The organism is Spirosoma sordidisoli (assembly GCF_004138325.1).
Lineage (GTDB): Bacteria > Bacteroidota > Bacteroidia > Cytophagales > Spirosomataceae > Spirosoma > Spirosoma sordidisoli.
Window position 1 is genome coordinate 65,741 of record NZ_SBLB01000006.1, and the last position, 20,866, is coordinate 86,606.

At 55.0% G+C, this 20,866-nt stretch carries 19 protein-coding genes; 8 read left to right on the forward strand and 11 right to left on the reverse strand.

What is annotated here, in order from left to right:
* Nucleotides 1-9 precede the first annotated feature (9 nt).
* On the reverse strand, nucleotides 10-384 hold the full coding sequence (locus tag EQG79_RS20625) for a hypothetical protein (protein WP_077923815.1): 375 nt from the start codon (nucleotides 382-384) through the stop codon (nucleotides 10-12).
* A 310-nt stretch (nucleotides 385-694) separates the two neighbouring features.
* Between EQG79_RS20625 and EQG79_RS20630 the strand changes: the two genes are divergently transcribed.
* Entirely contained in the window at nucleotides 695-3,370 is a 2,676-nt protein-coding gene (locus EQG79_RS20630) for an MGH1-like glycoside hydrolase domain-containing protein (RefSeq protein WP_077923816.1), read from the forward strand.
* 221 nt (nucleotides 3,371-3,591) lie between these two features.
* On the opposite strand, the gene EQG79_RS20635 is transcribed toward EQG79_RS20630, so the two are convergent.
* Complete coding sequence (locus EQG79_RS20635) at nucleotides 3,592-7,011, reverse strand: S8 family serine peptidase (protein ID WP_165358935.1); 3,420 nt, start codon at nucleotides 7,009-7,011, stop codon at nucleotides 3,592-3,594.
* Nucleotides 7,012-7,135: 124 nt separating this feature from the next.
* Nucleotides 7,136-8,158 carry a S66 peptidase family protein gene (locus EQG79_RS20640; RefSeq protein WP_129603655.1) on the reverse strand — a complete coding sequence of 341 codons (1,023 nt, stop codon included), beginning with the start codon at nucleotides 8,156-8,158 and terminating at the stop codon, nucleotides 7,136-7,138.
* 228 nt (nucleotides 8,159-8,386) lie between these two features.
* Between EQG79_RS20640 and EQG79_RS20645 the strand changes: the two genes are divergently transcribed.
* The 3 genes from EQG79_RS20645 (at nucleotide 8,387) to EQG79_RS20655 (ending at nucleotide 10,487) form a co-directional block, all read left to right on the forward strand.
* Nucleotides 8,387-9,400, forward strand: a complete 1,014-nt coding sequence (locus tag EQG79_RS20645; RefSeq protein ID WP_129603657.1) for a hypothetical protein — start codon at nucleotides 8,387-8,389, stop codon at nucleotides 9,398-9,400.
* A gap of 229 nt (nucleotides 9,401-9,629) precedes the next feature.
* On the forward strand, nucleotides 9,630-9,992 hold the full coding sequence (locus EQG79_RS20650; protein WP_077923820.1) for a hypothetical protein: 363 nt from the start codon (nucleotides 9,630-9,632) through the stop codon (nucleotides 9,990-9,992).
* 120 nt (nucleotides 9,993-10,112) lie between these two features.
* Nucleotides 10,113-10,487, forward strand: a complete 375-nt coding sequence (locus EQG79_RS20655) for a hypothetical protein (protein WP_077923821.1) — start codon at nucleotides 10,113-10,115, stop codon at nucleotides 10,485-10,487.
* A 3-nt stretch (nucleotides 10,488-10,490) separates the two neighbouring features.
* Here the strand turns inward: EQG79_RS20655 and EQG79_RS20660 are convergent, their stop codons facing one another.
* A complete protein-coding gene (locus EQG79_RS20660) occupies nucleotides 10,491-11,330 on the reverse strand; it encodes an SdiA-regulated domain-containing protein (RefSeq protein WP_077923822.1) in 840 nt (279 codons plus the stop codon).
* Nucleotides 11,331-11,552: 222 nt separating this feature from the next.
* Here EQG79_RS20660 and EQG79_RS20665 point away from each other — a divergent pair, with 222 nt between their 5' ends.
* The 3 genes from EQG79_RS20665 (at nucleotide 11,553) to EQG79_RS20675 (ending at nucleotide 13,983) form a co-directional block, all read left to right on the forward strand.
* Entirely contained in the window at nucleotides 11,553-11,906 is a 354-nt protein-coding gene (locus tag EQG79_RS20665) for a T9SS C-terminal target domain-containing protein (RefSeq protein WP_129603659.1), read from the forward strand.
* Between the two features lie 86 nt (nucleotides 11,907-11,992).
* The gene (locus EQG79_RS20670) at nucleotides 11,993-13,147 is read left to right on the forward strand and encodes a sensor histidine kinase (RefSeq protein ID WP_129603661.1); all 1,155 of its coding nucleotides are present in this window, start codon (nucleotides 11,993-11,995) and stop codon (nucleotides 13,145-13,147) included.
* A 56-nt stretch (nucleotides 13,148-13,203) separates the two neighbouring features.
* Nucleotides 13,204-13,983 (forward strand): LytR/AlgR family response regulator transcription factor, encoded by a 780-nt coding sequence (locus tag EQG79_RS20675; RefSeq protein WP_077923825.1) that lies wholly within the window; start codon nucleotides 13,204-13,206, stop codon nucleotides 13,981-13,983.
* Here EQG79_RS20675 and EQG79_RS20680 read toward each other — a convergent pair.
* Together EQG79_RS20680 and EQG79_RS20685 are read right to left on the reverse strand one after the other, a co-directional pair.
* Complete coding sequence (locus EQG79_RS20680; RefSeq protein WP_129603663.1) at nucleotides 13,961-14,344, reverse strand: Hpt domain-containing protein; 384 nt, start codon at nucleotides 14,342-14,344, stop codon at nucleotides 13,961-13,963. The two genes, EQG79_RS20675 and EQG79_RS20680, sit on opposite strands and share 23 nt — an antisense overlap.
* 44 nt (nucleotides 14,345-14,388) lie before the next feature.
* The gene (locus tag EQG79_RS20685; protein ID WP_240699405.1) at nucleotides 14,389-14,811 is read right to left on the reverse strand and encodes a response regulator; all 423 of its coding nucleotides are present in this window, start codon (nucleotides 14,809-14,811) and stop codon (nucleotides 14,389-14,391) included.
* A gap of 351 nt (nucleotides 14,812-15,162) precedes the next feature.
* Between EQG79_RS20685 and EQG79_RS20690 the strand changes: the two genes are divergently transcribed.
* Complete coding sequence (locus EQG79_RS20690) at nucleotides 15,163-16,077, forward strand: RluA family pseudouridine synthase (protein WP_129603665.1); 915 nt, start codon at nucleotides 15,163-15,165, stop codon at nucleotides 16,075-16,077.
* A 25-nt stretch (nucleotides 16,078-16,102) separates the two neighbouring features.
* Here the strand turns inward: EQG79_RS20690 and EQG79_RS20695 are convergent, their stop codons facing one another.
* From EQG79_RS20695 to EQG79_RS20715, 5 genes are read right to left on the reverse strand one after another with little or no spacing between them, the layout of a single operon-like run.
* Entirely contained in the window at nucleotides 16,103-16,819 is a 717-nt protein-coding gene (locus EQG79_RS20695; protein WP_077923828.1) for a glycosyltransferase family 2 protein, read from the reverse strand.
* Nucleotides 16,819-17,925: a DegT/DnrJ/EryC1/StrS family aminotransferase gene (locus EQG79_RS20700; protein ID WP_129603668.1), complete on the reverse strand. Its 1,107-nt coding sequence runs from the start codon at nucleotides 17,923-17,925 to the stop codon at nucleotides 16,819-16,821. Before EQG79_RS20700 ends, EQG79_RS20695 begins: the two co-directional genes overlap by 1 nt.
* Before the next feature lie 28 nt (nucleotides 17,926-17,953).
* Entirely contained in the window at nucleotides 17,954-18,448 is a 495-nt protein-coding gene (locus EQG79_RS31570; RefSeq protein ID WP_077923830.1) for an acyltransferase, read from the reverse strand.
* A 1-nt stretch (nucleotide 18,449) separates the two neighbouring features.
* Nucleotides 18,450-19,457: a Gfo/Idh/MocA family protein gene (locus EQG79_RS20710; protein ID WP_077923831.1), complete on the reverse strand. Its 1,008-nt coding sequence runs from the start codon at nucleotides 19,455-19,457 to the stop codon at nucleotides 18,450-18,452.
* A 56-nt stretch (nucleotides 19,458-19,513) separates the two neighbouring features.
* Nucleotides 19,514-20,770, reverse strand: coding sequence for a hypothetical protein (locus EQG79_RS20715; RefSeq protein ID WP_129603670.1), 1,257 nt, complete (start codon nucleotides 20,768-20,770; stop codon nucleotides 19,514-19,516).
* Nucleotides 20,771-20,866 lie beyond the last annotated feature (96 nt).

Sequence of the window (20,866 nt, forward strand, 5' to 3'; positions counted from 1 at the left end):
ATCGGCGGGTTATCGACGTAAGTAGCTGGCTACCAGGAAATCGTCCGGGCGGATTTGCTGCTTCAGCGCCCACTGGCGGCCGATGTCGACGCGGGCTCGGTTGAGTTGACGCACCACCCGTTTCCGGTAAATGTTCAGACAACGCCCCGGCAGTTTTTCTTCGTAGATCAGCTGGTTGGTTTCATCGTAGAAGCGTACAATCGTATAGGGCGATGGCTTGCGGTTGGTTTCGGTCATCCAGAAAATGCCCGACGGTTCGGCCGGTGCGGCATAGCCCGCCAGTCGGTTTTTTTCCGTGTAGGAGCCCGCGGTCAGGGTCTGCGCATAGCCAGTGAGGCTCAGGCTGGTCAGTAGTAGACAGAGGAGTGTGATTTTACCAGTCATAGACGTAACGAGTAGTCATTGTGCCGGCCCCTACCAGGGTCGGCACAATGGGTTTGGAGGTTTAGGAATAGCTGTCTGATCAACTCAGCATCCCTTTGTCGGTATCGAACCGGCCGAGGGTAACACGACCAGTACCCGTATTGAGCGAACGGTCATGGAGAGCCTTTTTGGCGCATTTTACTGGCATACAAGCGGTTCGGAACCCGTATACGCATGAAATTTTCAATCATTAAGTCAGCATGCATACTATCTTTGACGGCTGATTCATCAGCGAGCCTGTGCTTACCCGCCTGACATTAACAGATCACTTATGACCACGATAGCCGAACGCGAACGTCTGTACGAACGAGCCGACAACAAAGGGTGGAAAAAATGGGGACCGTATTTATCCGAGCGGGCCTGGGGTACTGTCCGTGAAGACTACAGCCCCTACGGCGACGCTTGGAACTACGTAACCCACGATATGGCCCGCTCCCGCGCCTACCGCTGGGGCGAAGAAGGCATCGGCGGCATTTCCGATAACAAAGGTCATATCTGCTTCGCCCTGGCGTTCTGGAATCATAAAGACAATATCCTCAAAGAGCGGTTATTTGGCCTGTCGGGGCCCGAAGGCAACCACGGCGAAGACGTAAAGGAGCTGTATTATTACCTCGACAGCACCCCCACGCACTCCTACATGAAGATGCTTTACAAGTATCCGCAGCAGGAGTTCCCCTACAACCGCCTGGTCATCGAAACCGCCCGCCGAAACCGACAGCAGCCCGAATATGAACTGATCGATACCGGGGTTTTTGAGCAGGATGAGTACTTCGATATTTTCATCGAATACGCCAAAGCCGATCAGAACGACTGGCTGGTAAAAATTACCGCCCACAACCGATCTGCCCAGACAGCTCCGCTAACGATGCTGCCCACGATCTGGTTTCGTAATACCTGGTCCTGGGGTTACGAGCAGTACAACGCCCGGCCCATGATGAACGGGATCGCCAACAACCAGATCGAGGTGAACCACAAGCAGCTGGGGAAGTATAAACTCTACTGCGAAGACGCCGACGCGCTGCTGTTCTGCGACAACGACACCAATACCGAGCGGCTCTACGGCCGGCCCAATGTAGCCAAGTACCCCAAAGACGGGATCAACAATTACATTACGTCGGGCGGGAAGAAAAACTTTATCAACCCCAACCAGATCGGCACGAAAGCGTCGGCTCAGTATACCCGGCAGATACCGCCCGGCGAGAGCATCAGCGTACGGCTGCGCTTCAGCGACCAGACGCTGATGGGCCAGCCCTTTGCCGACTTCGACGACATCTGGAACCAGCGCCTGGCCGAAGCCGATGCGTTTTACGCCAGCCTGCAAACCAACGTAACCGATCCCGAACTGCTTACGATTCAGCGACAGGCCTACGCCGGTATGCTCTGGAACAAGCAGTTTTATTACTATAACGTCAACGAGTGGCTCAAGGGTGACCCCAAGATGCCGGTACCGTTTCAGGGGCGGGTCTATGCGCGCAACGAGAGCTGGCGGCATATGTACACGGCCAATATCCTGAGTATGCCCGACAAGTGGGAATACCCCTGGTTTGCGGCCTGGGATCTGGCGTTTCATACGCTCACCCTGGCGCGGCTCGACCCCGATTTCGCCAAACGGCAGCTGGCCGTTATCCTGCGGGAGTACTACATGCACCCCAATGGTCAGATACCCGCCTACGAATGGAATTTCAGCGATGTGAACCCACCGGTTCACGCCTGGGCTACCTGGAAAGTGTACGAGATTGACCGGGAGCAGAACGGCACCGGCGATGTGGCCTTTCTAGAGCGGGTGTTCCATAAGCTGCTGCTTAACTTTACGTGGTGGGTGAACCGCAAAGACGTCGAAGGCAACAACATTTTCGGGGGCGGCTTCCTCGGCCTCGACAACATCGGGGTGTTTGACCGGAGCCAGCCGCTGCCGATGGGTGGGCGCATCGAGCAGGCCGACGGTACGGGCTGGATGGCCATGTATACCCTGAACATGCTGCGGATTGCCTGCGAAATATCCCTGACGCGCCCCAGCTATCAGGATATGGCCAGCAAGTTCTTCGAGCACTTTCTGCACATAGCATCGGCCATGAACAACCTCGGCAAGCAGAACATCAGCCTCTGGGACGAGGTCGATCAGTTCTACTACGATGTCCTTCACACGCCCGACAACAACGCCCGCCTGCTGAAGATCCGCTCAATGGTGGGGCTGATTCCGCTCTTTGCGGTCGAGATTCTGGACGAGGAACTGCTCTCCAAACTCCCCGACTTCAAGCGACGGGTCGAATGGGTACTGACCAACCGCCCCGACCTGGCCTCGCTGGTGTCGCGCTGGCACGAGCCGGGTAAGGGCGAAACCCACCTTTTGAGCCTGCTGCGCGGTCACCGGATGAAGATGATCATGAAGCGGATGTTCGACGAGACGGAGTTCCTGTCCGACTTTGGCATTCGCGCCCTGTCGAAATTTCACGAGCAGACACCGTATCAGTTCGAGCTGAACAGCGAGATTTTCCAGGTGCGGTACTCGCCGGCCGAGTCGGAAATGAGCATGTTCGGGGGTAACTCCAACTGGCGCGGTCCGGTCTGGTTCCCACTTAACTTCCTGCTCATCGACTCCCTGCAGAAGTTCTACCAGTATTACGGCGACGACTTCGAGGTAGAATACCCCACTAATTCGGGGCAGGTGATGAGCATCAAGGAAGCGTCTGTTCAGGTAGCCGAGCGGTTGATCAACCTCTTCCGGCGCGGGGCCGACGGCCGTATTCCGGCCTACGGGTTCGATAAGAAACTACAAACCGACCCGCATTTCGATAAGCTTTACCTGTTCTTCGAATATTTCCACGGCGACGTTGGAGCGGGTCTGGGCGCCAACCACCAGACCGGCTGGACGGGTCTGGTAGCCGACCTGATCGAGTACTGGTACAAGTACCAGAGTGAAACGGTTGCTGTGCCCGCTACCAAATAAACAGGCTAACCGTATAAAACCGAATCCGTACGGCCCTAAAAAAGTCCTCCCCATGCATGGAGAGGACTTTTTTAGGGCCGTATGTCAAGTGACTCAACGAATATCCCTATCTCAGGGCCTATCGCTCATGTCGAACCCAGCCTACGGTCATTTTGCGGATTAGTCTACAGCTTTGTCAGGATCGGCATACCCATCGGTATGAATCACCTGTCGACAATTCGCTAATTCGCAGCCGGAAACGACACGGATCCTTTTGTGGCTACAAACTGTAACGTCCCCCCTCTGTATACGAGTTGTCTGGCCCACTGGCTTAGCTGGTCTACCGATACGATATGCCCATTGTCCAGAAACACCACATCATTAATCGTTGGCAGACGGTTGCAGGACCAGGTGGCCGGATTTGACCAGGTGCCCGACTGCACCGTACGCATGGCATCCCGGCTGAGGGTAACCGCAACCCGGTTGCTGGGGCAATATCCCATACACTGGCTCTGTACATAAACCGTTTGGCTGGCAGTGGTCGACAGTGGCGGGCTATACGAACTCCCGGTTTCCAGCAGTGTACCGCTGGCAGGTGCGCTCCACCAGGTGAGTGTAGCTGGCGGAACACTACCCACTGTTTCAACCGTTACCGAGAATCCGGATACACAAAGCGGATCCAGGGAATAGTCGTCCAGCGGTAATAGCGTCCATACACCGTTAGGGTTCTGCCCCGTAAGTATAGAAAGCGACTGCGCCGGTGAAAACGTACCCGACCTGGGGGTTGAGCCAAAGACAATAGCGGGAGCACCATCCTGAAAAACCGTCGTTATACTACCTGCATAGGCCGTATTCAGGCCATAGGTACGGGCAGGCACCAGCGTAATGATAGTGCCCTGGGGCGACTGAAGCTGAAACTGGACTTCTTCATTGAACGGATTACCGGAGCCAGCCGGCAGGCCGCAACTGGTTTCGTAATTTCCATCTTTCTTTTCCCAGGTAATTGACACAGCAATTCGGCTCAACTGCGCCAATCCGCTTATCTGTACCGTTGGGTCGTTCCCGCTTTTCAAGCGGCCATCGTAGCCAACCACTCCTCCGCTGTAGGTGGCGGTCTGGGTTATACTGGTTGGACAGGCAGTCGCTGCGGCAGTCAACGACGTGGTAGAAGGGCGGGCCGGATCAAGTCCGCACAGGGTCAGGCTGGAGGCTGCCGGTAGCGGACTTCTGACATCCAGAAATTGCAGAGGCAGTTGATTGGATGTGAATAAGCAATTCTGGATAGTAGCACGAGCCTGGTACGTACCTGCCTGCGTTGCGCCAAGGGTTGATGACACCGCGCCCGACACAACCGCACCGTTACGGAGCCACTGGTAACTGGCCGGAGGTAGTGTATTGGTACTCAACATGATCTGGCCACCCGTACAGCCCACGGTCATCGAACTACCAATTGTGACGGTATGTGCCACAACGGTTGTTGATACGGGTGTTGCCTCAATCTGACACCCTGGAAAGATAACGGATACCGTATACGTACCTGTGATTCGGGAGGCAAGACTGGCCGAATGAATGCCGGTTATGACCTGCCCATCGCGGCTCCAGGTGTAGGGCAGGCTGCTACGAACAGCCGCGCTGGCATCAACCGCAATGGCCTGCAAAATTGTCGAGTCGCCACTGCAGATACCGGGCGGACGCGTGGTTGAGATCTGAAGCGCGCCCGGCAGCTGCAGGACCAGTTTGCGGGTAGACGGAATAACGCAGTTACCGGTATTGATCGAGGCCGAATATACACCACTCTCGGCAACAGTGAGCGTCGGGGTCGATATCGCCAACGAGGCATTGTCTCGCTGCCACTGGTAGGTGGCTCCCGCTACCGGCACCAGACTCAATGTCGTCTGCTGGCCCGGGCAAAGTGTCGTACTACCCGACGCCGACAGGTTTGGGTCGACCACAACCTGCGTTACCGATATAACCGGACTTACAGCGGTACAGCTCAACCCGGCGGCTTCCAGACTAACAGAATAATCGCCCCCCTGATTGACCATGAGCCTCGACCGGTTCGTACTCGCCACGAGGCCGTTCCGATACCATAGTACCGTTCCGGCATAGGTAACAGGAATGCTTAGTTCTACAGAATCGGTCTGGCACAGGAGCGGTCGTTTACTGGTCGTCACGCTCAGCGAAGCCGGAATAAACGTCACGTTCACTGCCGACGCCGATACGGGACAGCCCTGCGTACCCTGTACCGTTAACCCATATACGCCTGTTTGTGTAACGGCGAGGGTAGCAGCATCGGGACCCGTCGGCTGACCATCTCTGGTCCATTGGTACGACTGCGTCCCGGTCAGGCTCGTGGCGCGCAGCGTTAACGGCGTACCCGCGCAGAGGACCGGGTTACCGGAGGGTGTAATACTAACCGTCGACGAGCTTATGCAGGCTTGCTGAACGGCCCGCAGCGCGTTAATCCGACCGCTTCCCAGCAAACCCGAAAAACCGGGGTTCTGCGCATCTATGTTATCGCAGGTATTTTTTATGAGCGTAATCAACTCCGAACTGGTCAACGCTGGTTTCACCGACCAGATATACCCAAACAGGCTCGCTACCAGCGGAGAAGCCATAGAGGTTCCGCTGTATGTGGCATAGGTGCTGGTCGGCACCGTGCTGTAGATCGACGATCCGGGCGCGAACAGATCGACCCAGGGGCCGTAGTTACTGAATGAACTCCGCGCATCGGTTGAGGTAGAACTGCCTACCGAGATGATGTTATTGTAAGCGGCCGGATAGGACACCGAACTTGTATTGGAATTGCCGGCCGCTGCTATCCAGATTATGCCCCGGCTGAATACGTCGTTGGCTAACGTCTGGGCTGTACTGGAGTAAGCACCGCCCCCCCAGGACGTGTTGATGATGTTTGCCCCATTCTGAGCTGCCCAGGCAACTCCTTCGTATGCATGGGTAATCGCATTGCTACCCGCCGAAGCGTCGGTTGATGACTTTACCGGAATGAGTTTTATGTTGTTAAACCCCATCGATGCAACCCCTACCCCATTGCCCGTTACGGCACCAACGATACCTGCTACGTGGGTCCCGTGCGACATGGATGTATTCGGCGGATTAGGGTTATTATCTCCGTCGGCCACATCGTACCCCGAAAGCATATTGGCCGCCAAATCAGGGTGGGTAATCTGCACGGCATCGTCGCAGATCGCTACTTTAATGGTTGCATACCCCTGGTTCAGATCCCAGGCCTGGTAAGCCTTGATGGTACTCAGATGATACTGGCTATTGAGGCTCGGATCGTTAGGGGTCAGACTCGTTCGCATGAGCGGAACCCGCTCAACATATTCGATATCCGGACGCGCCTTTATCTCGTCCATAAATTTTTCGACGAGTTTGTGATTGGCCAGTTTCAGCCGGTACACTCGCTGCAGGTCGGCATTCGTAGAAAAGAAAAACGAACGCTCGGCCCTGTCGACGGCAAACTGCGTACTGAGCTGGGCTATAAACGGTAACTCGGCCTGTATGTTCACCGCGTTGCTCCCTTTGCGCTGAACGGAGCTCACTGACTTCAGCTTGACATATACCTCGCCGTCGACATACTCTTTACTACTATCCTGCGCCTGTCCACCGAGGGAGAAACACAGAAACAACAGAGTGAACAAGCACCACACCCGATTCATAGAAGGCTCTTTATCAATAGTTGGAGAGCCCAAATATATAAAATACTTTACGGGATATACTTAGTAAAAATACTCAATCCGTTTAAAGTGAATTTTTTAACTCGTATCACACCACGGCGGGTTCAAGCAGCCGAATCAGGCCTTTCTCGGCGTCCATCTCGGCGTTGATTCCGATGGGTACGGTAAACTTGTCGGTAATATGCCCGATCATGGCGCCGGCAAAAGCCGGAATATTCAGCGGCCCTATATGCTCGATCAGCACGTCTTCGAGCGTCAGCGACCCGTAGCCCCCGCTACCGGGACCACAACGCGTACACTTGCCGAACACGAGCCCCGACAACTGGTTGAGCACCCCGGCCAGTTTGAGATGGGTCAGCATTCGGTCAACACTGTAGATATCCTCGCTGACGTCTTCAATGAACAGAATTTTGTTACGCCAGTCGGGCACGTAAGCCGAACCCAGCAAATGGCAGAGCACCGTCAGATTGCCACCCACCAGCGGACCACGCACCGTACCGGGCCGGATCGTCCAGATGCGATCGTCGGTCTGGGCGAGCGTATCGCCCTTTTCGGTCGGATTTTCATACACGACCGGTTCGCCCTCCATAATCACGCGCCGGAACCGGTCTACGGTATACGAATTCCAGGTGGCCGAGCCTACCGGGCCGTGGATGGTAGCCAGCCCGGTTTTGGTATGAATGCCTAGCAGCAGAGCCGTAATGTCGCTGTAGCCAACGAGTAGTTTGGGGTTTCGGCGGATCAGTTCGTAGTCGAGCAGCGGCAGCAACCGGGCGCAGCCCCAGCCGCCGTGCATGGCCATGACCATCTGGATATCCGGGTCGGCAAACATGGCGTTCACGTCGGCAGCCCGGTCGGCATCGCGCCCGGCCAGATAGCCGTAGCGGTCGTAAAAGTGCGGAGCCAGCCTGGTTTTCAGCCCCATCGCCACCAGCGACTCCTGCGTAACCTGCACCTCTTCGCGGCTGTAGGCCGGCGCAGCCGGACAAACCAGCCCCACCGTATCGCCGGGCTTGAGCCGGGCCGGTTTTACAGTAGCCAGTGGTTTTTGGTCGTAGGTAGCAAAGGGCGCAAGCGCAGTGGTTTTGAGCAGAGAACGGCGGGTCAGCATGGCAGAAAGTCGTTTGCAGAAATCGACGTATAATACTAGCGAAAAATCGTACATGAGCGCATATACGGGTGCTTGTAGCTGCCCGCAAACAGGTTACGGCCAGACGATTTACCCCACCATACACTGGTAGTACTTGCTGGATCTGCCGGGCGCAGGTGTTAAAAAATCGTAACGGCACAACGCATCCACCCGCGCGGGTATCCTGCTGGTAACCAAACTACATACCCGATGGCTCATGTCAACAGGCTCCTGATTATCATTATTCTCGCGCTCGCCCAGCCCCTGGCCGCTGCCCCGGCTATGCGCCCTAAGAATATACCGTGTGCCCCACCCGATTACAGGATATATCATCGCAGCATTGCCCGCATCCATGACCTGATTGCCAGTCAGCAGTACAACGATGCATTGGTGGCCTACAAAAATGTATTTACCAGCTATGATTTCGTCTTCCTGCGGGACTACAAAATAGCCGCCCAACTGGCATTATATCTGGGCAGGCCCGGCGAGGCTCTGGGCTTCGTTCACAAGGGCTTCGCAGCGGGCATAACACCAAAGCAGATCCGTAAGCACGCCTTTCTCAGGCAGCTTACCGACCAGCCCGACTGGAAAAAACTCAAAAAACAGTACCCTGCACAACGGGTCATCTATCAGCAACGCATAAACCCGGCGGTTCGAGCCGAGGTGCAGGCCATGTTTCGTAAGGATCAGTGGAAAGCACTAGGTGCCTTGTTTACCTTCAGTTCTAGACGACAGGACCACTATGCCGAAAAGCGGTTCGCCCCGCATAGTCAAATTCAGCTGGCCAGGCTCACCAGGATTCTGAAAGCCTACGGCTATCCTGGTGAGAAGCTAACGGGTAATGGCAGTTGGGGAGCCGTTATTCTCAGCCACCACAATTCCATTAGCCAGCGCCATGCCCTTGCGGATACACTCTATCCGGCACTCAAACCTAAACTTCTCAACGCACTGGCACTGGGGCAGCTTTCGCCCTATGAACTGGCTCTGATCGATGACTGGTATGTAGCCGTCAAAAGCAGTCGCCGGGAAAAACTCTATGGCTACATGGACGACGTCCTGACAGAAACCGAACGGGACAAAGTCAACGAGTGGCGCGGTGAGATTGGCCTTAGCCGGGTTGAGACAATCAATGCGCTCATGGACAGACAACAGGAAACCGGCCTGAACTTTCATCTTCCATTCCGCCAACCCGCTAAAACACGCATTCGACCCGATAGCCTGTGACTCTGTATAGCCACATAAGGGCCTGAGACCGATGTGAATAATCTGACTGCACCGGGGTTATTCCATCGCTCGTGCCGTTAGATCGGCCATTCTAACGATTAAACCAGCGATTTATGACCTACTGGTTCATAGTGAACCGGTTAACGATGAGCCTGCTCTGTTAGGCTACTATTGCAAAACAATCACACACAGAGGCAGTTTATAATATAAACAAAACACAACCAGCGTTATGAAAATTGCCGTAGAAAAAGGACAGGATAAACCACTGCTGGCCGACGGGCACCACAGCGTTACGATCACGCACATCGACGAAGGTACCAGCGAGAATAAAGGGGTGCCTTTCTTTGCCGCCCGCTTTGAAAACGAAGACGGATATGTTTCGCACCGGTTTTACCAGTCGCAGGCGGGTATGGCCAGTATTGTCGGCCTGTTCGAGCAGGCGGGTATAACCGTAGAAGAAGGCAAGGAGCTGGACACGAAACAGCTGATTGGCAAACAGGTAGACATTGAAGTCGGCGAACGGTCGTATACGGACCCCGAAACCGGTAACGAGCGCACCCTCAAACAGGCGATGAATTTTCTGGTAAGCTAAACCAGGCTGCGCCAGCTGCTTCCGGGTGGCTGGCGCAACCAGTTAGTCAGAAAACCAGTCTGCTTTTCGGTCCTATCGCCGGATCAGGTATCTTAGCCGTTCATGTTTACTCCTTACGTTATGAAACCTGTGTTCGGCCTTCGCTTCTGCCTGCTTTTATTGACCTGTCTGCTCTGGAACTGCAAAAGCGACGACCCCGCCCCTACCCCGTTTCAGGCCACCGATTTTGAGGTCGTTATCAATACAACCACCCAGTCCGGAAACGACTACCGGGTCAACTACGATATCGTTAACAAAACGACCCGCCGGTACGCAGCCCCCAGCGACCAGCTGTTTAACGTTGTCTTCACGGCCAAAGCAGCCGATGGCTCAACCTATACCGAGCAGGAAGGCGTACCCGAACTGGATGCCAGCTCCCGACAGTCGCGGGTAACGCTGGTCAGCACGACCGGCAAGCAAACTACCATTACGGCCGAAGTGCTCAAGGCCCAATAGGGTTTACTTTTTGTAGGCAAATCGCATCAGATACCCTTTCTTGCCATCGCCTTCGCTCGCGATGAATAGATCGCCGTTGGGTGCAAAACAGATGCCTTCCGGCTGGCGAAACCGCTTCGGGTCGAGCGACTCCGAGTAGGTAATTTTGGCCTGTCGGTTCGTAATGACCAGCCGCTTCCCGGCCGAGGTCAGTATATACCACTCGCCCGTTATGGGGTGAACAGCAATGGCCGAGGGCTTGTAGGATTTAGGATCGATGCCCGCGCCGTTCAGCTGCTCGTCGTTTAGCTGCATATCCTTAAATACCGCCCGGTTCAGCAGATCGAACGAGTAAACGGCTTTATCGCTCGACGCGCTCCCCCCGTTCTTGACGGCCAGCAGCAGCCGTTTTGTCTTAGGATCGTAGCCCAGCCCTTCTACCTCGGTTTTGGCGGGCAGGTCGGTTTTGGTGCGACCAATCTGCGTCGACTCCGGCTTGAACCGGAACAGGTTGCCATTACTTTCGAGCACGTAAACCTCGCCGTTCACGTATTCGATCCCCTCAAAATCGCCGTACCCGCCGAAGCCAAAATCTTTGACTACTTTCTTTTTGCGGATATCGTAGACGTACACTGCCGCTTCTTCATCCTGCACGCATAGCAGCTGGCCATCCTTGTAATACGTCAGGCCCGATATCTCTTCCAGCGCTTTGGGCAACGTTACGTTGTCGTCGGGCGATTGGAGGTCGTAGGGAAGTTTGAACGGGGCCGCTATGGTTGCGGACTCGGGTTGGTTCTCCGTTTTGGTCGATGAGGTGCCGCAGCCAGCCAGCCCAAGCAGTATTCCCAACAAAAAGCGATTCATACAGGATGCAGGTTTGGCGCAAAGGTACGTGCCTAACCGATCTGCACACCGATCGGCTGCCCAACCGCCGTTTTTTTAACATGACGACATGGCCCTATTTTACTCGGAACGCTGAATCTCAGGCCCGTCGGGCAAAAACCGTCGTTCATCCACATTGCTTTTGCGGGTTGATTCGGGCAGCACACCTTTGTCTCAGTCAAACGAACCAAACAAATACGAACCATGAAAAAAGTATTCGTTCTGATGCTGGGACTGGTAGCCGGTACCGCATCATTTGCCCAGACCACCGCCGACAAAGCGCCCGTCACCTACGTGTCCGTCACCACTGACCAGAAGATTCAACTCGTTGTCGGCCGTGAACAGGCCACCGCTACGGTGAGCCTTCGCGATGAGCAGGGCCGCATCCTGTACGCGCAGAACGTAAACCTGCGCGATGGCCTCCACCAATATTTCAACATTGCCGAACTGGCCAACGGAACCTACCAACTGGCCGTTCGTGTCGGTAAAGAGCAGATAGTGAAAACGTTTGTAGTCGGCGAGCAGCCCGCTCAGAAAGTGGTTGCTTTTGAGTCGTGATCCAAAAATCGTCACCCAACCCACCGAAACCGGCATTCCGCCGGTTTCTTTTTTTGTAGCATAGGTAGGATGTGTAGATTTGTTATATGACCACCGTACCGACAACATACCGCCTGACCAACCGGCAAAAATGGCAGCTCGCCCTGAGCGTGTTTGTTGTCTACTGGCCCCTGCGGCTTTATGTCAATATCTCGAACCCCAGCTGGGCCCTGCGGGCGTCGCGGCTGCCGTTCTTCATTCTCGAGATTCTGCTGTCGCTGTTCTTTTTCTTTCTCTGGATCAGCATTACCGAGTGGATACAGCGACGGCTGTTCAGCTGGTTCGGCGACGGGTTTCTGCTGGAGTTCAAAATTCCGGCTCAGCTGGCTACCCTACTCATTGCCAGCGTCATAGCCCTTTCGTTTAACTATGGCTTTTACACCATCTGGCGCACACTGGACAGCTTCGTTGACGAGCGGTTTCCGGCGTACCGGTCGCAGCGCCCCCCCAAATCATACACTCCCCTCGACCTAGCCGTTTGGCGGCAGGGGCGCGAACAGCGGGCCCGGGCCAATAACAGCCTCACCGTTCTGGCACTGCTGTCGGCTTTTTACCTGGCGGCCAACCGGCGTACCAACCGCCGGCTCGAGCTGGTTCAGGTGCGGGCCGAACGACTCGAGAAAGAAGCGGTACAGGCTCAGTTTACGGCCCTCAAAAGTCAGGTCAATCCGCATTTTCTGTTCAACAGCCTGAGTATTCTATCGTCGCTGGTTCACGCCGACGCCGATCTGTCGGAGCGCTTCATCGACCAGCTCTCCCGGGCGTATCGGTATATTCTGGAGCAGAAAGATAACGAGAGCGTATCGCTCAAAACTGAGCTGGAGTTCATTCAGGCCTACCGCTTTCTGCTCAACATCCGCTTCGAAAACAAGTTCGATGTCATCATCAACGTACCCGAGGCCGATCAGGTCCGGTACGCCATTGCTCCGCTCACCCTGCAGCTCCTGGTCGAAAACGCCGTAAAACACAACCGGATGTCGGCCAAAGAGCCGCTGCAGGTACAGATCTTCCTGGAAGACGACAGCCTGGTTGTGCAGAACAACCGGCAGCTGCGTCCCCAATCCGAGGTGTCGACCGGTGTGGGTCTACAGAATATTGTCAACCGATATACGCTGCTTACCGATCGGCCTGTGCACGTCAGTGAGAACGAATCGGCTTTTATTGTCAAAATACCGCTACTCGGCGAACGGGTACCGGCATAGCCTCCCTACAGGTTTTTGTTTACGGTAGTTCGTCGGCTGGCTCTGCTGCCCCGATTATGAATGTATTGATTATTGAAGATGAGAACCTCACCGCCAAACGGCTGGAGGGCATGTTGCAGAAATACGATCCCGGTATACAGGTGCTGGCGGCCATTCCATCGGTAAGTGAAGCCGTGGCGTGGTTCAACCAGCCGGCCCGCCCCAGTGTCGATCTGGTTTTCATGGACATCCACCTCGAAGATGACCTGGGATTCCGCATTTTCGAGCAGGCCAACCTGACTACGCCGGTCGTTTTTACCACCGCCTATGATGAGTACATGATCCAGGCGTTTAAGGTAAACAGCATCGATTACCTGCTCAAGCCCATCAACTACAACGAACTGGTAGCGGCCATTGAAAAATTCAAAGCGCTGAAAAAGCAGTTTGGCTCGGCGAGCGCATCGGCTCCCGACCTCGAAACCCTCCTGAGCCTGATTGGCGGCCCCCGCCAAACCGAGTATAAGGACCGGTTCATGATTACGGTGGGCACCAAAATCCGGAGCATCGAAACAACCGATGTAGCGTATTTCTACCTCGAAGAGCGGGTGGTCTTTCTGGTCACCAAAGACGGGCTCAACCTGCCTATTGACTATAGCCTCGACAAGCTGACGCAACTGCTGAACCCCCGGCAGTTTTTCCGGATCAGCCGGCAGTTTCTGGTGTCCTTATCTGCCATTCAGACCATCCACACCTATTCGGCGGGCAAACTGAAACTCGATCTGATGCCCAAATCGCGGCAGGAGGTGTTTGTCAGTGGCGACCGGATGACCGAGTTTAAGGAATGGTTGGGGAAGTAGGGTCAGCCAGCCGGTCCAGTTCGCTGCGTAACACAGGTAACGCCTGCTCCAGCCCGGCTTTGAAGTGATTCCAGCGGCTAATTACCCCCTCTGGTTCGGGCGCTGACTTGGCATACTGCTCCAGCTGGCGCAACTCCATTTCCAGCGACGTCAGTCCGACCATACCCACCCAGGGCACAATCTTATGGGCCACATCGGCCACACCGACCCAGTTTTGCTGCGCCATACCGGCTTCCAGCTGGTCAAAATCCGGCATGACCTCATCGAGAAACAGATGAAGTACACTCACAATCTGTCCTCGGCTTCCGCCATGCAGCCGGTCTAGTCGTGGGTAATCAATAGCGGGGGCGGTTAATGGCATAGTAGTTGGATGAGCAAACGGTGGTGATCAGGCCCGGCGGTACGTTACCGCTGGGTATATCGGGCAATCTTTTCGAATAAATCGTCGGGGTTGAACGGTTTGGTGACGTAATCGTTCATGCCGATCGCAAAGGCGCGGTCCTGGTTGCTGAACGGAGCCGATCCGGTCAGGGCCAGCACGGGTACAGCCGGATTTTGCTGCCGAATAACCTCGGTAGCCAAATACCCATCCAGAACCGGCATCTCCAGATCCATCAGTACAATATCGTACGTACCGGCGCTGAATTTATCGATGGCTATCTGTCCGTTCTCTGCGGTATCGACCAGAATTCCCCACTTCTGCATAAAGCGCTGCGCCATTTTAAGATTGATCGGGTAATCATCGACCAGTAACAGCCGGATGCCAGCCAGCGGCTGGTCACTGCCATCGGCCGGCGTCGGTTTTTGAGAAGAGGACAGGCTATCCACGGTATATATCGGTTTGTCAATCAGGTGTATGGCACCCATGATTCGCTGAAAATCCAGCCTGAATCAGGTCCTGCAACAAATATAAGTTAGTTTACCATTTCTTAACTCAGGCAATTAAAATTTTACTTTTCAGGAAAAATAGAGTTTTTAAGCGGTGTGTTTCGGGCTCAACCTGCGCCAACGAACCCCGTTTGGCTGGTTCAGTTACGGCTGGCAGGCAGCCTTATCGGGTACTGAGACTGAGGCTTTCTACGGGATGTTTATCGGCCCGAATCCGGTTAATCGGGTTTGTACCCGTACCTTTGCCGGATGACCGGCTCGTTATGGCCGGTCTTTGACATCTGGTATACTATGCAACATTCCGATCAGCCGCGTCGACGCGGTCAGCGCACCGACCAGCAGCTCACGGTTCAGGCTCCGGCCCAACTGATGGCTTTCCTGATTGACAAGCTGCCGCACAAGAATCGTAACAATATCAAATCGCTGCTGAGTAATAAACAGATTCTGGTCGACGGGCGGGTGTATACCCAGTTTAACCACCCGCTGCAACCCGGCCAGATCGTTACCGTAGCGGGCAACCGGGCGCCCGAGACAACCCAATACAGAGGCCTGACCATCCTGTACGAAGACCCACACCTGATCGTGATCAACAAACAGGCTGGTCTGCTGTCGATGGGCACCAGTAAGGAGCGCGACCGTACGGCCTACAGCATGCTGAGCGACTTCACCAAGAAAGAGGATCCGAAGAACAAGATTTTTATCATCCACCGGCTCGACCGCGAAACATCGGGGGTGATGATGTTTGCCCGGAGTGAGAAAGTGCAGAAGCTGATGCAGGAATCGTGGAACGATACCACCAAGCAGCGGACCTACGTGGCGCTGGTAGAGGGCGTACCGGAACCGCCAGCCGATACCATCACCTCCTATCTGCGCGAAAGCAAAGCCCTGATCGTATACTCCAGCCAGAATCCGGAATATGGTCAGCTGGCCGTCACGAACTATACCGTGTTGAAGGCCGCCAACGGATACGCCCTGCTTCACCTGGAGCTGGAAACCGGGCGCAAGAACCAGATTCGGGTACACATGCAGGATATTGGTCACCCTATTGCGGGCGACAGTAAGTACGGCGCCACTTCTGACCCGATCGGGCGCCTGGGGCTGCACGCCGAGATGCTGGCCTTCGAACACCCCATCACGGGCGAGGCCATGCGGTTCGACGCGCCGGTGCCCAAATCGTTTCTGAGCGTTTTAAAACAGTCCGAATGAATAGTTCAGACTGCGGACCCGTTACTCAGCGGGTCCGCAGTTGACGTTTGAAGGTATTCAGCACCCGGGCCAGGGTCAGCGTATCGCCAAAGGCCTGCCGGACAATCTTCAGCGAAGCGCCCTTGCTCACGCCCGACTCACGCGGGTGATATCTGGACTCTACCTGCCGAACGGTATGCCCCGTAACGAGCAGCTTCGCGCATATTTCACTTTCTACCAGGGAGCTCTCCAGCTCGACCTTCAGCGACTGAACGGCCTGGGTCTTGTAGATCTTTACCCAGTTTACATCTTTCAGGTCAAAGCTGAGCAGAAACCGGTTCACAAGCCGGTTGGCGTACGAGAGCGCGTTGCGGAGCATGGTATAGGTCGTATTCTCGAGCCGGTAAAACGACACGAACGACCGGTCCGGCACGTTCATGTGCGGAATCAGCTCATCGGTATCGAACTGCCCATCGGCCGGAACCGCCGTCAGGTTTTCGTAACGCGCATTGGCGTATCCTGTCCGCAGCGCATGGCCAATACCCCGGTTGACCGGATGAATCAGCGGCCGGATTACGGCATATTCTGCAGCCAGCTCCCGTACCACATCGGCCGAGCCATCTGAACTGCCGTCGTCGACCAGCAAAATTTCATACAGGCCGGGTTTGTACTGCTCAAACGTCTGAATCAGTTTGGTAACGACTTTCCGAACGGTACCTACTTCGTTGTAACAAAAGACGACTACACTCCAGGTTTGGTCCATCAATAGCGGTTGATCACGTCAATAACCTGATTAACTTCTTCGTCGGTCAGTTCGGCAAACATCGGTAGCGATACACAGTGTTCGGCCAGGTATTCGGCCTGGGGGAAATCGCCTTTGTGATACCCGAGCGATTCGTAGGCCTTCTGGAGGTGGCAGGGCACGGGATAATGTAAACCAGCCACAATGTTGTTTTCTTCCAGATAGCGCAGGAAGTCGGCCCGGTTCTCGACCGTAACCACAAAGAGGTGATAAACGGATTCGGCAAAGCCGGGCTGCTGCTGCATTCGTACACCCGGGTTGGTGATCTCCTGCTGGTAACGGGCGGCAATAGCCTGCCGACGGGCATTCCACTGATCGATATACCGCAGCTTGATGCTCAGGATAGCGCCCTGAAGACCATCCATCCGCATGTTATACCCAATCTCGTCGTGGTAGTACCGCGTCTGCGAACCATGGTTGCGCAGACTTAGCACATGATCGTAATAGGGTCGGTGGTTGGTCGTTATCCCTCCGGCTTCGCCATAGGCGCCCAGGTTTTTGCCGGGATAAAAGCTGAAGCAGGCCATTTCACCAAAGCCCCCCACCCGCGTACCGTTGTAGCGGGCGCCGTGGGCCTGGGCGGCATCTTCGATAAAGCGCAGGTTGTGCTGTTCCGCTACGGCCTGAACGGCCGCAATATCGAAGGGTTGCCCGTACAGGTGTACGCCCGCAATCACTTTGGTCCGCTCGGTGATCCGTTCGGCAATTTTCGATGCGTCGATCTCCCAGGTGTTCGGGTCGCAGTCGACAAATACGGGGGTAGCGCCCACGTGCGACGCGCCCCAGGCCGTAGCAATGAACGTATTGGCCGGAATGATGACTTCATCACCGGGGCCAACGCCGAGTGCCAGCATGGCCAGCTGCAGGGCCGTGGTTCCGTTATTAACCCCCATGGCATGCGATGTACCACAGTAATCGGCAAAGGCCCGCTCGAAGGTGGCAACGTAGGGACCGCCGGAGAACGCGTTCGATTCAAAAACTTCTTCGGTTACTTTGAGCACCTCGTCTTTCAACTGGTGATACTGTTTCCGCAGATCAAGAAAAGGAATTTTGTGGGTGGCTACCATCTGATAAATTGAGTTGGCGCGATGGAAATTAGGATTTCACAGACTTAAGAACACGGGCTGGGTTACCCGCCACGATGGTGTTGGGCGCAACGGATTTGGTCACGACCGAACCGGCGCCGACAATGGCTCCTTCGCCAATGGTGACCCCGCACAGAATCGTGACGCTCGACCCGATCGACGCGCCTTTTTTCACCCAGGTTTCTTCCATAGTCCAGTCGGCATCGGTCTGTATCGACCCGTCGGGGTTGGTAGCACGGGGGAAACGGTCATTAATAAACGTCACATTATGCCCGAGAAACACGTTATCCTCGATATGGACGCCTTCGCAGATAAAACTATGGCTCGATATTTTGCAGTTCTTGCCGATGGTAGCGCCCCGCTGAATTTCAACGAACGTGCCGATCTTAGACCCATCGTCGATTGTACAATGGTAGGCGTTTACAAAATCGTATATCTTGACGCCTTCGCCGACCTGCACCTGATTCAGCGAACGTTTGGGCGAGTCTTCTGTCAGTGTAGTCATGTTACAGTTTAATTTCTTTCCCGTTTTGTTTGATCGACATTTCGGCGGCTTCGAGTACGCGGACGACCTCCAGGCCTTTGTGTCCATCTACTAACGGTTGTTTCCCGTGCAGGATTGCCCCCACAAAGTCGGCCGCCATATCGGCCAGCGCTTCCTTCGGCGACACTTTCGGGATAAACACATCGCCGGTTCGGTAGTCGACCTGCTTGCGGTGTTTTTCCTGTTCCGACTCGTTGAGCTGGTAGCCCGTGTCGTAGATCCGAATTTTATCGGTCGGTTCCACGTCGTCGTAGAGTACCATCTTCCGGTCGCCCCCGATCAGAATCCGGCGTACCTTCAGCGGAGAAATCCAGGAGCAGGTAAAGTGAGCGATAAAATCGGACTGGTAGTGCAGCGTCAGGTAAGCAATATTCTCGATGCTGTTGATAGCGTGGGCTTTACCGGTTGCCGTCAGGCTGTAGGGTTTCTCGCCAACCAGATGGAACAGAATCGAGATGTCGTGCGGAGCCAAATCCCAGATCACGTTGACATCGGACTGAAACAGGCCCAGGTTGATCCGGGTGGAGTCGAAATACTGGAGCTTGCCAAATTCGCCCGATTCGCAGAGCGATTTGATTTTCTGCACCGATCCCGTATAGAGAAACGTATGATCGACCATCACGACCAGGTTCCGCTGAGCCGCCAGTTCGATCAGCTCTTCGGCTTCGGCAACGCTGGCCGTAAACGGTTTCTCGACCAGCACATGCTTCCCCGCCAGCAGCGCCTGTTTGGCAAGTTTGTAGTGGGAGAAGACGGGGGTGGCCAGCACGACCGCGTCGATAGCCGGATCGGCCAGCAGGTCAGCATAATCGTGGGTACCGCTAACCGTTGGATAGCTCTGCCGGGCTACGGCCAGCCGCTCGGCCCGCGGATCGCAGACGGTTTTAACGGTGCACTCTTTGGCGTTCATGAAGTTACGAAGCAGATTGACTCCCCAATATCCGTAACCGACCAGGCCAACTTGTATCATTCGATATGACAATAAATAAGGTTAATACGCTGCTCTTTTCGGCAGGCAGCGCTGCATTACTTGCTCATCCCGATGAGCCGGGCTGCCTTGAACTGGATGGCCAGCAGCCAGATTAAACAACCAACGATAACGACCTCCAGTACGTATTCGGCCACGGCCTTAGCGGTGGTGAGGTCGCTCAATGAACTGAACAACGGCATATCCATACTCCACCAGAGGGGTGGCTGAACCACAACCGCCACGTTGAACAAAAGCAGGAACAGCAACTGGTTCCGGCTGGTCAGCGCAACAACGCCGAACAGCATGGGCATGACATAGATATACGCGTAGTTGGCCAGCGAACTCTGCTGAACAATCATCATAAACGCGTACGTACTGACCCATAGCGTCACAAAACCAGCCTCGAACCGCGGTCGGTTGCGGTAAGCCACATAACAGCCGAACGCCAGAATAGACGCCAGCCCCACCCAGTTGAGCGATTTCTGACCCAGCGGGATAACACTGCCCAGCAACGGCCGCAGAACGGTCCAGATATTCGGAGTCCGCGGATCGTTGGCCTGCTGAACGGGCTCCAGAAACTCAAGCCCTACTAAACCATACATAATAGCTAGAGCTGGTAAACCAACTAGCAATAATCCGGCCACATACCGCAGCTGGTTACGAACCAGAAAAAACACCGGTATGAGGGTCAGCACCAAAATGGCTTTGGTTACGACCATACCCAGACCCAGCACCAGCCCCACCGACAGATCGTCCTGACGGTGACGCCAGGCCATCAGCGCCCATACGCCAAAGAGCCACATCAGTTCATCTTCCTGCCCGCTCAGCACCGACAGTACCATCGAGATGGGCAGCAGCAGGTACAGGATGGCTTTATGGAACGGCTCGTCGGCCGGGCCCGGCAGGCTGCGATAGTAGCGGAAGGTCAGCGCCAGCGTCAGCCCCTCCAGCAGAATCAGCAGCAGGGTAATGGCTTCCGGGCTGTACCAGATCAGCAGGGGCAGGGCCGTCAGATAGGCAAATAAAGGCGAGTAAGCCGAATCGAAATCGCGGTAAACCACCTTCATCTCAAGCGCTTCTTTCGAGGCTTCAAAAAACATGGGCACATCCGAACGCGCATCGTAGCCCAGCACGATGTACAGGCCAATAAACGGAACGATACGGAGCAGAAAAAAGGCAATCCCCAAAGCGAGGGGCTGGCGGTTATAGGCGGGCGTAAGTGCCTGACGATAATACCAGAACAGAACAAGCAACACGGATAACAGGAATGCAATAGCCGCTTTGGGAATGACTGACGACGGGAAATCTGGCATTGGTGGATTGCTTGTACGCAACAAAACTAAGATAAAAGTACAGATCCGCGACGAATTAATTATCTACCGTATGTTGTGTAAACGGTAGCAGCCTGG

Bases quoted from the DNA above. Each gene is read 5' to 3' on its own strand.
- EQG79_RS20625 (WP_077923815.1), bottom strand. From the start codon at position 384: ATGACTGGTAAAATCACACTCCTCTGTCTACTACTGACCAGCCTGAGC.
- EQG79_RS20630 (WP_077923816.1), top strand. From the start codon at position 695: ATGACCACGATAGCCGAACGCGAACGTCTGTACGAACGAGCCGACAAC.
- EQG79_RS20640 (WP_129603655.1), bottom strand. From the start codon at position 8,158: ATGCTGACCCGCCGTTCTCTGCTCAAAACCACTGCGCTTGCGCCCTTT.
- EQG79_RS20645 (WP_129603657.1), top strand. From the start codon at position 8,387: ATGGCTCATGTCAACAGGCTCCTGATTATCATTATTCTCGCGCTCGCC.
- EQG79_RS20650 (WP_077923820.1), top strand. From the start codon at position 9,630: ATGAAAATTGCCGTAGAAAAAGGACAGGATAAACCACTGCTGGCCGAC.
- EQG79_RS20655 (WP_077923821.1), top strand. From the start codon at position 10,113: ATGAAACCTGTGTTCGGCCTTCGCTTCTGCCTGCTTTTATTGACCTGT.
- EQG79_RS20660 (WP_077923822.1), bottom strand. From the start codon at position 11,330: ATGAATCGCTTTTTGTTGGGAATACTGCTTGGGCTGGCTGGCTGCGGC.
- EQG79_RS20665 (WP_129603659.1), top strand. From the start codon at position 11,553: ATGAAAAAAGTATTCGTTCTGATGCTGGGACTGGTAGCCGGTACCGCA.
- EQG79_RS20670 (WP_129603661.1), top strand. From the start codon at position 11,993: ATGACCACCGTACCGACAACATACCGCCTGACCAACCGGCAAAAATGG.
- EQG79_RS20675 (WP_077923825.1), top strand. From the start codon at position 13,204: ATGAATGTATTGATTATTGAAGATGAGAACCTCACCGCCAAACGGCTG.
- EQG79_RS20680 (WP_129603663.1), bottom strand. From the start codon at position 14,344: ATGCCATTAACCGCCCCCGCTATTGATTACCCACGACTAGACCGGCTG.
- EQG79_RS20690 (WP_129603665.1), top strand. From the start codon at position 15,163: ATGCAACATTCCGATCAGCCGCGTCGACGCGGTCAGCGCACCGACCAG.
- EQG79_RS20695 (WP_077923828.1), bottom strand. From the start codon at position 16,819: ATGGACCAAACCTGGAGTGTAGTCGTCTTTTGTTACAACGAAGTAGGT.
- EQG79_RS20700 (WP_129603668.1), bottom strand. From the start codon at position 17,925: ATGGTAGCCACCCACAAAATTCCTTTTCTTGATCTGCGGAAACAGTAT.
- EQG79_RS31570 (WP_077923830.1), bottom strand. From the start codon at position 18,448: ATGACTACACTGACAGAAGACTCGCCCAAACGTTCGCTGAATCAGGTG.
- EQG79_RS20710 (WP_077923831.1), bottom strand. From the start codon at position 19,457: ATGATACAAGTTGGCCTGGTCGGTTACGGATATTGGGGAGTCAATCTG.
- EQG79_RS20715 (WP_129603670.1), bottom strand. From the start codon at position 20,770: ATGCCAGATTTCCCGTCGTCAGTCATTCCCAAAGCGGCTATTGCATTC.